The following is a 12,222-nucleotide window of genomic DNA, read 5'->3' as shown; positions in this document are numbered from 1 at the left end:
AGGCCCCATGGACGGCGTCACCGTCATCGACCACCCGCTGGTCCAACACAAACTCACCATCATGCGCAAGAAGGAGACGTCGACGGCGAGCTTTCGCCGGCTGCTCCGCGAGATCTCGACGCTTCTCTGCTACGAGGTGACGCGCAATCTCGACCTGACCACCATCCGCATCGAAACGCCGATGGAGGCGATGGACGCGCCGGTGCTGGAAGGCAAGAAGCTGGTCTTCGCCTCGATCCTGCGGGCCGGCAACGGCCTCCTGGAAGGCATGCTGGACCTCGTGCCGGCCGCGCGGGTCGCCCATATCGGCCTTTATCGCGACCATGAGACGCTGCAGCCGGTCGAATATTACTTCAAGGCACCGGACGATCTGGCCGACCGGCTGGTCATTGTCGTCGATCCGATGCTGGCGACCGCCAATTCCGCCATCGCGGCGATGGACAAGCTGAAAGAGCGCGGCGCCCGCAACATTCGCTTTCTCTGCCTTCTCGCCGCGCCCGAGGGCGTCGCGCGGTTTTGCGCCGCGCATCCGGATATTCCGGTGTTTACCGCGGCGATCGACAGCCATCTCAACGACAAGGGCTATATCGTGCCCGGCCTCGGCGACGCCGGCGACCGGATGTACGGCACCAAGTAGCGAACCCTGGGCTCAACGAGGCGTTAACGCTTTCGCAACCGCGCCGACGAAATCCGCGGGCAGGCCACCCAGCCCTTTCGCGGATGTTAACGACGGGGCGCTAAGCTGATCCGGTTTCCCGAAACGGCTCGGATCGGCCGATGCAGAAATTCGTCTTCCTCCTCGTCCTGTCCTCGATGGTCGCGCTGGCGGCTCCCTCGGCCTTCGAGGAGTACCGCTCCCGCATGCTCACCGGACAGGTCGAGACGATCGACGCCCCGCCCGCGGTGATCGACGCCGCGGTGGAGGCACCGCCGTCCGGCCGCTTGGCGCTGCTGCGCGCCGACCCGAGCGGCCATTTCCGCGCCGACGCGCGGATGAACGGCAGGCCCGTCCCGGTGCTCGTCGACACCGGCGCGACCTACGTCGCACTCGACCAGACCACCGCGCGCCAGCTCGGCATCGTCCCCGGCATGGCCGACTATCGCCACAGGGTGCAGACCGCCAATGGCGAGACCAGGGCGGCGCTCGCCAGCATCGCCCGTCTCCAACTGGGACCGATCGAGTTGCGCGACGTCGAGGCGCTGGTCACCCAGGATGGCACCCTGCCGGTCACCCTGCTCGGCATGAGTTTTTTGAGCCGCCTGTCGAAATTCGAGATCGAGGACGGCCGATTGACGCTCAGCCAGTAGTCCGCTCGTCGGGGTCATGCCCGCAAACCATATTGGTCCGCTGTGCGGACAAAGTGAGCATGCTTGAATTACTGTGCGCCCGAAATGCGACATGCCTCGCATCTCGAGGCTGACCAGAAATATCTTTCCACGGATCTTGTTGAATTAATAAGAAACCGGACGTGATTGAGCAAACAATGGTCATTTGTGGGGGTTGTCATGCCGGGCAAGCTGGAAACACCGCAACCGACATCGTTGTTGAATAGATTGTGGCATCCAGATTTAACCACACTTTCACCAGCCTATTTCGGGATGGTAATGGCAACAGGCATAGTTTCGCTCGCCGCAAATCAGATCGATCTGCCTGTAGTGGCGTGGGGACTTTTTCTGATCGCGATTATCGCCTATATTGTCTTGTGGTGGCTGACAGTTCTGCGTATAATTCACCACCACAAACGTTTTTTTACGGATATGACTGATCATTTGCGCGGGCCGGGTTTTTTCACCATGGCCGCGGCATCAAGCATTCTGGGTAGCGAGTTCGTAATTCTCGCACAGAACACGGTCGCTGGCTTCACACTCTGGTTTGTCGCTCTGGTTCTTTGGCTCGGTCTAACCTACACAATTTTTACTGCATTCACCATCAAGGAGGACAAGCCTCCACTTGATCGAGGTATCAGTGGTGCTTGGTTGCTCGCTGTTGTGGCGACGCAATCGATTGCGGTGCTAGCATCTTTGCTGGCAGTGCAGATCGAACAACCATATCGGCTTGATTTGAATTTCTTGGCGCTTTCAATGTGGCTATGGGGTGGCATGCTTTACATATGGATGATGTCATTGATCTTCTATCGCTATACATTTTTTCGATTTTCTCCTAGCGATCTTTCACCACCTTATTGGATCAACATGGGAGCAATGGCGATTTCGACACTCGCCGGTTCGTTGCTGATTATCAACTCAGAAGATGCCCCATTTTTGAACTCCATCGTACCATTCATGAAGGGGTTCACGGTTTTTTACTGGGCAACCGGAACCTGGTGGATCCCGATGTTGATAATTCTCGGCGTTTGGCGACACATCTACAAACGCTTCCCGCTGAAATACGACCCGCTTTATTGGGGGGCGGTGTTCCCACTCGGAATGTACGCGGTCAGTACGCACCAGATGGGGCGCGCAATGGATTTTCATTTTCTCACGTTCCTGCCCACCGCATTTTCCTGGATAGCGATGGCTGCCTGGCTCGTGACTTTTTGTGCCTATCTTTTGACGCTCTACCGCGGAGCGGAAACGTCATAACCAGCTGGTTTTTCTGCCTGCTTTTCCATCATCCAGGGCGAAATTTCCCGTTTCCCGTTGGTATTCGCCGCACAGGGGTGACGCATATCTCCTCCCGGTTTCGCAGGCAGGAATATTTTTCCTGATTTCCAAGCTCATGACAGCTTCAAGCATATTGTGCGCGACCGCAACGGGCCATCAGAACTTGAAATTGCAGTAGCTGTAATCCAGTAGCGACCACCCATCAGATCGTAGAAATGGGCTCAAGGCAGACCAACATTTTTTGCGGACATGTCCCGCCCGGAACCGGTTGCCCGACTCAGCCGAAGCGGTCCAGGACAGCCGAGGCATCCCATTCGACCGCTTCGTCGGACAGCCCATAGGCCTCGCGGAGCGCCGCCTCCACCCTCTTCGCAGTCATCTCGTCGCGCGCATGCACGCGGGCGAGCGGCTCGCCGCGCATCAGCCGGCGGCCGATCGGCGCCAGATCGCTCAAGCCGACAGCGTGGTCGACGGCATCCTGCGGCCGGGTCCGCCCGCCGCCGAGTTCGACCACGGCAAGGCCGAGCCGGCGCGCGTCGACCGTCGCGATAAAACCGTCCTCTTCCGACAGGACGTCACGGACAACCGGCGCCGCCGGCAGATAGTCCTCCATCCGCTCGACGAAATCAGCGGGACCGCCCAGCGCCGCGACCATTTTGGCAAAAGTCTCGGCCGCCCGCCCGTCGCTCAGCGCGGCTTCCGCCTTTCTCCGCCCGTCGGCAAGATCCGGCGCGAGGCGGGCCGAGAGCAGCATTTCGGCCGCCAGCGCCAGCGTCACCTCTTCGAGCGCGGCATCGCGCTGCGCACCGGTCAGGAAGCGGACGGCATTGCGGACCTCGACGGCATTGCCGGCGGCCGACGCCAGCGGCTCGTCCATGCGCGTCAGCAAGGCGGTCGTGCGAAGGCCGGCGCCGTTGGCGACCGCGACGAGGCTCGCGGCCAGCGCCCGCGCATCCTCATGCGAGGTCATGAAGGCGCCGGCCCCCGATTTCACGTCGAGCACGAGGCCGTCGAGCCCCTCGGCCAGCTTCTTCGACAGGATCGATGCGGTGATCAGCGGGATCGATTCCACCGTCGCCGTCACGTCGCGGATCGCATAGAAGCGCCCGTCCGCCGGCGCCAGTCGCCCGGTCTGCCCGATGATGGCGCAGCCAATGTCGCGCACGGTCCGGCGGAAGGTGGCGTTGTCGGGCGTGACGCTATAGCCGGGGATCGCCTCCATCTTGTCGAGCGTGCCGCCGGTGTGGCCGAGCCCGCGCCCCGAGATCATCGGCACGGCGGCCCCGCAGCTTGCGACGATCGGCGCCAGCATCAGCGAGACGTTGTCGCCGACACCGCCGGTCGAATGCTTGTCGACCACCGGTCGGTCGAGGCCGGCCCAATCGAGGACATCGCCCGAGTGGAGCATCGCCTCGGTCAGCGCCACGGTCTCCGGCCCGGACATGCCGCGAAAGAACACCGCCATGGCGAAGGCCGCGACCTGGCCCTCGGTGACACGCTCGCCGGCAAAGCCATCGATGAACACCTTGATGTCGGCCGCGTCGAGCGTTTCGCCGTCGCGCTTGGACCGGATGACCTCCTGCGGCAGCCGCATCAATAGCCGGCCTTGGCGCCCGCCCGCGCCGCGCCCGCCGCGACGGCCAGAAGGTCGCCGAGAACGCTGGAGGCGCCGATCCGGAAGCGCGCGGGCGTCGCGTAGCCGGCGCCGCAGATCGCCTCGGCAAGGTCGTGATAGGCCTCGGCGTCCTCGAAACTCTTGATGCCGCCCGCCGGCTTGAAGCCGACATGACTGCCGGCCTCCGCGATCGCCTCGAGCAGCAGCCGCGCCGAAGCCGGCGTCGCGTTCTCAGCGACCTTGCCGGTCGAGGTCTTCAGGAAATCCGCGCCACCCTTCAGCGCCGCATGGGCGGCCTGCCAGATCGTCTCGGCCGCCTTGAGTTCGCCGGTTTCCAGGATCGTCTTCAGCCGCGCGGCGCCGCAGGCGGCTTTCACAGCCCGCACCTGTTCCTCGACGAAGGCTGGATCGGCCGGGAGCCGGCGATAGGCGATGACCATGTCGATCTCGTCGGCCCCGTCCGCCACGGCCTGTTCGGTCTCCCTCACCGTCGCCGCGATGTCGTCGCCACCGTGCGGGAAATTCACCACCGTTGCGATCTTGATGCGGGGGTCGAGGCGGGTCCTGGCGAAGGCGATGAAACGCGGCCAGATGCAGATCGCCGCCGTCGGCCCGGCGGGCGTCGCGGCCCGCTGGCAAAGCGCCGCGACATCGGCCTCCGTGCAACCCTCGTCGAGATTGGTCAGATCGAGACAGGCGATCAGATCCGACGCCCGTCGGCGCCGCGCAGCCTCATCCATCGAAGCCTCCGCTTTCAAGCATTTCGCGGACGATGCGGGCAAGCCGCGCGCCGCCCTTGGGCGCCATCTCCTTGGTCTCCGCGTGGGAGAGTTCGGCGCCGGTCATCCCCGCACCGTAATTGGTCACGACCGAGGCGGCCAGCACCTTGAGGCCGAAAAACCGGGCGAGGATCGTCTCGGGCACGGTCGACATGCCGACGGCGTCGGCGCCGAGAATGCGGGCCATGCGGATTTCCGCCGGCGTTTCGAAGGACGGACCGGAAAACCACATATAGACGCCGCCGAACAGCGTTTCGCCGGTGGCCTTCGCCGCGGCGGCGAGCCGGCGCCGCAATTCGGCATCGTAAGCGCTGGTCATGCCGACGAAGCGGGCATCGGACGTCTCACCGATCAGCGGATTGCGGCCGGAAAAGCCGATGTGGTCCTCGATGATCATCACCGAGCCGGGCGGGATATCCTCGCGCACCGATCCGGCGGAATTGGTGAGGAAAAGCGTCTTGACCCCGAGATCGCGCACCGCCGCGATCACCGGCCGCATCACCGCCGCGTCGCCGGTCTCGTAGTAATGCACCCGGCCCGAGAGGATCAGGACCTCGCGGCCGCCGAGTCGTCCCGCGACCACCTCCCCGGCGTGACCGGTGACGCCGCTGACCGGAAATCCGGGAATGTCGGCGAAGGCGATACGCACGGCGTCCTCGACCGCGTCGACCAGCGCGCCAAGACCAGAGCCGAGCACCATCGCCGCGACCGGGCGCCGCGACCCGAGCCGCTCGCGCAGGAATGCGGCGGCCGGCGTCACGACAGGCTTTCCGTCGCGAAGGCGCGCGGCAAGAGTTCCGCCATGGTCACCGTTTCCTGGACGCCGCTGTCGATGTCGCAGAGATGCACCTTCGTCTCGGGCGAGGCGAATTCGGCGATGCGCTGCCGGCAGCCGCCGCAGGGACTGCACAGCGGCAGCTTTTCGGCAACGACGGCGATCTCGGCGATGCGTCCGCCGCCATCCATCACCAGATGGCCGATGGCGGTGGTCTCGGCGCACCAGCCTTCGGGGAAGCTGACGATCTCGACATTGCAGCCGGCGAAAATGCGCCCGTCGGTCGTCCTGAGCGCCGCTCCGACCGGAAACCGGGAATAGGGGGCATGGGCGCGCCGCATGGCGGACTTCGCCAGGGCGAAGAGATCGTCCGCCATCGTCTATCGTTCCTTCACATAAGGCACGCCGCCGGCCTTGGGCGGGGTCGCCTTGCCGACGAAGCCGGCGAGCAGCACCACGGTGAGGATATAGGGCAGCGCCGACACGAATTGGGCCGAGATCTCGCCGATGATTGGCAGTTCCACCCCCTGGATGCGGATCGAGATCGCGTCGAGGAAGCCGAACAACAGGCAGGCGAACATCACCGGCACCGGCTTCCAATTGGCGAAGATCAGCGCGGCAAGCGCGATGTAGCCCTTGCCGGCGGTCATGTCGCGGGTAAAGCCCGCCGCCTGCGCCACCGCCAGATAGCTGCCGGCAAGGCCGGTGAGGATGCCGCAGATGATCACCGCGCGGTAGCGCAGCCAGGCGACCGAGATGCCGGCGGTGTCGACCGCCGCCGGGTTCTCGCCGACGGCGCGCAGCCGCAGGCCGAAGCGCGTGCGGAACATCACCCACCAGGTGATTGGCACCATCGCGAAGGCGACATAGACCAGCAGCGTGTGCCCGGAGAGAATGTCGGCGTAGATCCGCCCGACGACCGGCACGTCCCGCAGCGCCGCCGCGCCCGGCAGGTCGATCGCCTCGAACCGGCCGCCGCCGAACAGGCTCGGCGTGCGCCCGCCCTGGCCGAACCAGCTCTGGCCGAGAATGATGGTCAGCCCGGCGGCGATGAAGTTGATGGCGACGCCGGAGACGATCTGGTTGCCGCGATAGGTGATCGAGGCGAGGCCGTGGACGAGCGAGAAGCCGACCGCCGCGAGAATGCCGACGAGGAGCCCGACAAACGCCGACCCCCACACCGCGGCGGCCGAGGCCGAGGCGAAGGCGGCGATCAGCATCTTGCCTTCCAGGCTGATGTCGAAAATGCCGGAGCGCTCCGAGTAAAGCCCGGCAAGCGCGGCGAACAGCAGCGGCGTCGACAGGCGGATGGTGGAATCGATGACGTTGATCCAGGCGCCGAAATCCATCATCGCGCCTCCTCCACGTCGGCGCCGGCCGGCTCGCTCGTGCGGAAGCGGATCCACTGATAGGCAGCGCCGACGCCCGGCCGGAACATGTTCTCCAGCGCGCCCGCGAACAGGATGACGAGGCCCTGGATGATGACGATCATGTCGCGCGAGATCGTCGGCATGTCGAAAGAGAGTTCCGCCCCGCCCTGATAGAGCACGCCGAACAAGAGCGCCGCGAGCACGATCCCGACCGGATGGCCCCGGCCCATCAGCGCGACGGCAATGCCGACGAAGCCAGCACCGCCCGGAAAATCGATCAGCAGCCGATACTGGTCGCCCATCACCGGGTTGAGCGCCATCAGCCCGGCGAGGCCGCCGGAAATCGCCATGGCGACGACGATCAGCCGGGTCTCCGACATGCCGGCGTAGCGCGCCGCGCGCGGCGAAAAGCCGAGGGTGCGGATTTCGTAGCCGAGCCGCGTGCGCCAGATCAGCACCCAGACCAGGAAGGCGGCGAGAAGCGCGACGAACAGCGAAACGTTGAGCGGCGCGCCGCCGAGCGACACGCCGAACAGGTCGAACAGGCCGCGCAGCTTGGGCAATTGCGCGCCGGCCTCGAAGGTCCGGGTTTCCGGCGCCATCGTCCCGGCCGGCTTCAGCACGTTGACGAGCAGATAGACCATCAGCGCGGCGGCGATGAAGTTGAACATGATCGTGGTGATGACGATGTGGCTGCCGCGCCGCGCCTGCAGCCAGGCGGGAATGAACGCCCAGGCCGCGCCGAAGGCGAAGGAAAGACAGACGGCCAGCGGCAAATTCAGCCACCAGGGCAGCGTGCCGCCGAGCGTCAGCGCCACCGTGGCGACGCCGAGCCCGCCCAGATAGGCCTGCCCCTCGCCGCCGATATTGAACAGCCCGGCATGGAAGGCGACCGCCACGGCAAGGCCGGTGAAGATGAAGCTGGTCGCATAATAGAGCGTGAAGCCGATCCCCTCGCCATAGCCGAAGGCGCCTCGGATCATCAGCGCCGCCGCCTCGACCGGGCTTTCGCCGACGATCAGCACGACGAGGCCGGCCACCGCGAAGGCGACGATCAGATTGACCAGCGGAATCAGCCCGTAGTCGATCCAGCCGGGCAGTTTGGCGTAGGGGCGGCTCATCGCGGTTGCTGGTCTCCGCTGTTCAGAAGGTCGAGATGGCCCCGCGCGTCCAGCTTGAAGAACGGGTTATAAGCGAGCTCCCACAGATGGCCGTCCGGGTCGCGGAAATTTCCGGAGAAGCCGCCCCAGAAGGTTTTCGCCGGCGGCTTGACCGCGCGCGCTCCCGCCGCGACCGCCCTGTCATAGGCCTCGACGACCGCTTCCTCGGAGGCAAAGTTCACTGCCAGCCCGGCGGAACCGGAACCGCCCGGCAACTCACCCTCGCCGCCATCGGCGATCATCTCGCTCCGCTGCCAGAGCGCCAGGACGATCGCCTCGCCGACCATGAAGGCGGTCGATTCCACGCTCTGCGGCGCCTTCACCCAGCCAAGCGCCTCGTAGAAGGCGACGGCGCGGGCGACGTCCTCGACGCCGAACGTGACCAGACAAATGCGCGCGTCGTTCACTCTGCCGCCTCCCGCTGTTCGATACCGGCCATCAGGTAGCCAAAATCGCCCTCGTCCGCGTCCGGGCTGCGTTCGCCGACGATGCGGCCGGAAAACATCACCAGCACGCGGTCCGACAGCGCCCGGATCTCGTCGAGCTCGACCGAAACCAGCAGGATCGCCTTGCCGGCATCGCGCATCTCGATGATGCGCCGATGGATGAACTCGATCGCCCCGACATCGACGCCGCGCGTCGGCTGGCCGATCAACAGCAGGTCGGGATCGCGCTCCATCTCCCGCGCCAGCACGATCTTTTGCTGGTTGCCGCCGGAAAAGCTCGCAGTCTTCAACCGGCAGTCCGGCGGGCGGATGTCGTAGGCGGCGATCTTCTTCGCCGCGTCCCGGCGCATTGCATTGAGATCGAGCAGCCAGCCCTTTTGGAAGGCCGGATCGCGCTGATAACCGAGAATGGTGTTCTCGTTCTCCTCGAAGGCCAGCACCAGCCCGGTATTGTGGCGGTCCTCCGGCACATGGGCGCAGCCGATCTCCCGTATCGCGGCGGGGTCGGCCTCGACGGTCGGATCGATGGTCCGGCCGAGCATCTCGATGCGCCCGGCTTCGGCCTTGCGGATGCCGGCCAGCGCCTCCAGCAGTTCGGACTGGCCGTTGCCGGCCACCCCGGCAATGCCGACGATCTCCCCCGCGCGCACCGTGAAGGAGACGTTGTCGACCATGACGACGCCGCGCCGGTCGCGCACGGTCAGCCCGTCGACCTTGAGCTTCACGTCCTTCGGCGCCGCGTCGCCCTTGTCGACGGTCAACAACACGCGCCGGCCGACCATCAGCTCGGCGAGTTCCTCGACCGAGGTCTCGGCCGTCGTCTTCGTCGCCACCATTTCGCCCTGCCGCATCACCGATACCGCATCGGTGATCGCCATGATCTCACGCAGCTTGTGGGTGATCAGGATGATCGTCTTGCCCGCGTCGCGCAGCTGTTTCAGCACAGTAAAGAGGTGATCGGCTTCGGCCGGCGTCAACACGCCGGTCGGCTCGTCGAGGATCAGGATGTCGGCGCCGCGATAGAGCGCCTTGAGGATCTCCACCCGCTGCTGTCGGCCGACGGGCAGTTCCTCGACGATCGCGTCCGGGTCGACGTCGAGCGAATGGTCGGCTTCCAGACGCTTCAGTTCGGCCCGCACCTTGGCGATGCCGGCGGCCAGCAACGGCGACTGTTCGGCGCCGAGCATGACGTTTTCGACGACGGTGAAATTCTCGACCAGCATGAAATGCTGGTGGACCATGCCGATACCGGCGGCGATCGCCGCGTTCGGGTCGGCGATCTCGACCGTCTTCCCGCCGACGCGGATTTCGCCGGAATCGGCCTGGTAGAAGCCGTAGAGGATCGACATCAGCGTCGACTTGCCGGCGCCGTTCTCGCCGATGATGCCGTGGATCGTGCCGCGCGCGACAGTGAGGTTGATGCGCTTGTTCGCCCGGACGATGCCGAAGCTCTTGTCGATGTCGATCAGTTCGATCGCCGGATCGGGCATACGCTCACTCTGGACTGACGCTGATCGCGGGAGCCTATAGCATCGCTTTGAAAAGTGGGAACCGGTTTTCGGATAAAACAATGCCGGGTATGGAAGAGCAAAGAAACCGCGCAAGGCGACCGTCGACTAATGACCCGAGGAGAGACATGACCGCTTCGACCGACATCAAGGCGGCAAGGCGCCCCGAGCCCGGCGAGCGCGGCGCCTACCGCGCTTTCATGCCGCTGACGACGCGCTGGGCCGACAACGACGTCTATGGCCACATGAACAATGTCGTCCATTATTCCCTGTTCGATACGGCGGTGAATGGCTGGCTGATCGAAAACGGCCTCCTCGACATCCATGCCGGGACGCAAATCGGCCTCGTCGTGGAGACCGGCTGCCGCTATCATGGCGAACTCGCCTTTCCGGACCCGGTAACGGCGGGCATTCGGGTTGCGAGACTGGGACAGTCGTCGGTGCGGTACGAGGTCGGCCTGTTTCGCGGCGAGGCTAAGATTGCGTCGGCCGAGGGCTTCTTCGTCCATGTCTATGTCGACCGGGCGACGCGGCGGCCGTCGCCGATCGCGGGCCGGTTGCGGGCCAAACTTGCGGAGATCGCGGCATGAGCGAGAAACAGGCAGAGATCAGCGAGCGCGTCCAGGATCTGGAGATCATGGTGGCGCATCAGGCGCAGACGATCGAGGAATTGTCGGAGGAGCTGCGCCGCGCCTTCGAGACGATCGAGCGGATGCAGCGCTCGCTCAAATCCCTCGGCCATCGCTTCGACGCCCTCGAAGAGGTCGCGACGCCCGGCCCCGAAAGCACCAAACCGCCGCATTACTGAGGGTTCCAATAGCTTTTCAGCGGTTCGCGCCCCTGCGCTCGCGCGCCACGGGACCATCCCAATCATCGGGCCTCGGCGATTGTCCACAACGTCCAACACGGTCGTCATCCCGGCCTTGAGCCGGGACCCATTCCAAGCCGCTGAAGCCGCCAATCCGTCGCCGGACAGGCGGGGAAAACGTCGCGGCATGGGTCCCGGCTCAAGGCCGGGATGACGAAGCTCGAAGGCCGGCGCCCCCCTCTTCTACGGGGGACGAACGTCTTTTCGCGAGCTTATCTGGCAAAAAACGCACAAAGCCCGAAGGCAGGTAATGCATTGGGGCTAAGCTTCGGCCTACAGGCTACGACCTCTGGCCATCCTCTTTCTCGGTTTCGTAAACGTCGATACCAATCCCGCCGTGGCGGAATGTATCGCCCCACGTGCTCGCGTAAAAACCAGCGGCTCTTTTTATGCCGTAGATATCGATATAAGAGAAGATGGCGTGGGCATGGAGTTTCGAACGCCGTTCCATGATGCAACGTACTTTTTCGGAAATGTTGGTTTCATTTATCCCCCAAACTTCAATTTCGACACCAAGGAACTGAGATGGCGGAAGATCAACGGATGGGCGCTCCACGAATTCACCCCAGTCCACGTCCTCATCATCCCCAGCGCTGAGGCCAGTCCTTACTTTCAGTGTGACTTGTTTGGCCGGTGTTTGACCAAAATTTTTCAACTTGAGAATATAGTCAACGTGTCTTCCGTCGACACGACGCGCATGGCTCATGTTATCCGGTGCCAAATAAGCTCGCAGTTGGTGTTGAGCGATGACCTTCATGAGATCATTTGCTTTGAAGGCGGCGTCTGCAGCTCGCACAGCAGCCCTGTTTGCGGCAAGCGTCAAAAGCAAAGTGGCAACGAGGAGAACAGTGCCTATCCCTACCAAAAGTGTTGACCACCACGCGTAATCGGCCATCCGCTGCGTAGCGTCGTTCATCGCCTGTGTCGCCGCATTCATCCCTTGTTGGGCGGCCAAATCTTCTATCTCGCGCTGGGCGGATTCTTCTTCGCGACGCTCGCCGACCTGAGCTCGACTTTGGCCATTCACGCCGGGTAGCACGCGGCGGCAGTGATGCGTTCAAAGAAGCTGCGAGGAATTTCGAGGGGGTTCCGGTGAT

14 protein-coding genes are annotated in these 12,222 nt (G+C 64.2%); 5 read left to right on the top strand and 9 right to left on the bottom strand.

Annotated features, from left to right (window positions below):
• The first annotated feature begins 7 nt into the window (after positions 1–7).
• From upp to VQ044_RS17650, 3 genes are all read left to right on the top strand, one after another.
• Complete coding sequence (gene upp / locus VQ044_RS17660) at positions 8–637, top strand: uracil phosphoribosyltransferase (RefSeq protein WP_327648530.1); 630 nt, start codon at positions 8–10, stop codon at positions 635–637.
• Between the two features lie 140 nt (positions 638–777).
• On the top strand, positions 778–1,308 hold the full coding sequence (locus tag VQ044_RS17655) for a retropepsin-like aspartic protease family protein (protein ID WP_327648528.1): 531 nt from the start codon (positions 778–780) through the stop codon (positions 1,306–1,308).
• A 165-nt stretch (positions 1,309–1,473) separates the two neighbouring features.
• Complete coding sequence (locus tag VQ044_RS17650) at positions 1,474–2,583, top strand: tellurite resistance/C4-dicarboxylate transporter family protein (RefSeq protein ID WP_327648526.1); 1,110 nt, start codon at positions 1,474–1,476, stop codon at positions 2,581–2,583.
• 298 nt (positions 2,584–2,881) lie between these two features.
• On the opposite strand, the gene deoA is transcribed toward VQ044_RS17650, so the two are convergent.
• From deoA to VQ044_RS17610, 8 genes are read right to left on the bottom strand one after another with little or no spacing between them, the layout of a single operon-like run.
• Positions 2,882–4,198: a thymidine phosphorylase gene (gene deoA, locus VQ044_RS17645; RefSeq protein ID WP_327648524.1), complete on the bottom strand. Its 1,317-nt coding sequence runs from the start codon at positions 4,196–4,198 to the stop codon at positions 2,882–2,884.
• Positions 4,198–4,959, bottom strand: coding sequence for a deoxyribose-phosphate aldolase (deoC, locus tag VQ044_RS17640; RefSeq protein WP_327648522.1), 762 nt, complete (start codon positions 4,957–4,959; stop codon positions 4,198–4,200). The genes deoA and deoC overlap by 1 nt, the downstream gene beginning before the upstream one ends.
• Positions 4,952–5,758: a purine-nucleoside phosphorylase gene (locus VQ044_RS17635; protein WP_442872945.1), complete on the bottom strand. Its 807-nt coding sequence runs from the start codon at positions 5,756–5,758 to the stop codon at positions 4,952–4,954. Before VQ044_RS17635 ends, deoC begins: the two co-directional genes overlap by 8 nt.
• Positions 5,755–6,150, bottom strand: coding sequence for a cytidine deaminase (locus tag VQ044_RS17630; RefSeq protein WP_327625672.1), 396 nt, complete (start codon positions 6,148–6,150; stop codon positions 5,755–5,757). Before VQ044_RS17630 ends, VQ044_RS17635 begins: the two co-directional genes overlap by 4 nt.
• 3 nt (positions 6,151–6,153) lie before the next feature.
• Positions 6,154–7,122 carry an ABC transporter permease gene (locus tag VQ044_RS17625; RefSeq protein WP_327648555.1) on the bottom strand — a complete coding sequence of 323 codons (969 nt, stop codon included), beginning with the start codon at positions 7,120–7,122 and terminating at the stop codon, positions 6,154–6,156.
• Positions 7,122–8,264 (bottom strand): ABC transporter permease, encoded by a 1,143-nt coding sequence (locus VQ044_RS17620; RefSeq protein WP_327648521.1) that lies wholly within the window; start codon positions 8,262–8,264, stop codon positions 7,122–7,124. Before VQ044_RS17620 ends, VQ044_RS17625 begins: the two co-directional genes overlap by 1 nt.
• A complete protein-coding gene (locus VQ044_RS17615; protein ID WP_327648520.1) occupies positions 8,261–8,710 on the bottom strand; it encodes a VOC family protein in 450 nt (149 codons plus the stop codon). The genes VQ044_RS17620 and VQ044_RS17615 overlap by 4 nt, the downstream gene beginning before the upstream one ends.
• Positions 8,707–10,239: an ABC transporter ATP-binding protein gene (locus VQ044_RS17610; protein WP_327648519.1), complete on the bottom strand. Its 1,533-nt coding sequence runs from the start codon at positions 10,237–10,239 to the stop codon at positions 8,707–8,709. Before VQ044_RS17610 ends, VQ044_RS17615 begins: the two co-directional genes overlap by 4 nt.
• Positions 10,240–10,385: 146 nt before the next feature.
• Here VQ044_RS17610 and VQ044_RS17605 point away from each other — a divergent pair, with 146 nt between their 5' ends.
• Together VQ044_RS17605 and VQ044_RS17600 are read left to right on the top strand one after the other, a co-directional pair.
• The gene (locus tag VQ044_RS17605) at positions 10,386–10,847 is read left to right on the top strand and encodes an acyl-CoA thioesterase (protein WP_442872944.1); all 462 of its coding nucleotides are present in this window, start codon (positions 10,386–10,388) and stop codon (positions 10,845–10,847) included.
• Positions 10,844–11,065 (top strand): SlyX family protein, encoded by a 222-nt coding sequence (locus VQ044_RS17600; RefSeq protein ID WP_327648517.1) that lies wholly within the window; start codon positions 10,844–10,846, stop codon positions 11,063–11,065. Before VQ044_RS17605 ends, VQ044_RS17600 begins: the two co-directional genes overlap by 4 nt.
• 340 nt (positions 11,066–11,405) lie before the next feature.
• Here VQ044_RS17600 and VQ044_RS17595 read toward each other — a convergent pair whose 3' ends face one another.
• On the bottom strand, positions 11,406–12,152 hold the full coding sequence (locus VQ044_RS17595) for a hypothetical protein (RefSeq protein ID WP_327648515.1): 747 nt from the start codon (positions 12,150–12,152) through the stop codon (positions 11,406–11,408).
• Between the last annotated feature and the right edge of the window lie 70 nt (positions 12,153–12,222).

It is taken from the genome of Aurantimonas sp. C2-5-R2 (assembly GCF_036549495.1).
Lineage (GTDB): Bacteria > Pseudomonadota > Alphaproteobacteria > Rhizobiales > Rhizobiaceae > Aurantimonas > Aurantimonas coralicida_A.
The sequence above is the reverse complement of the archived record's forward strand: the minus strand, read 5'-3'. Positions and strand labels throughout refer to the sequence as shown.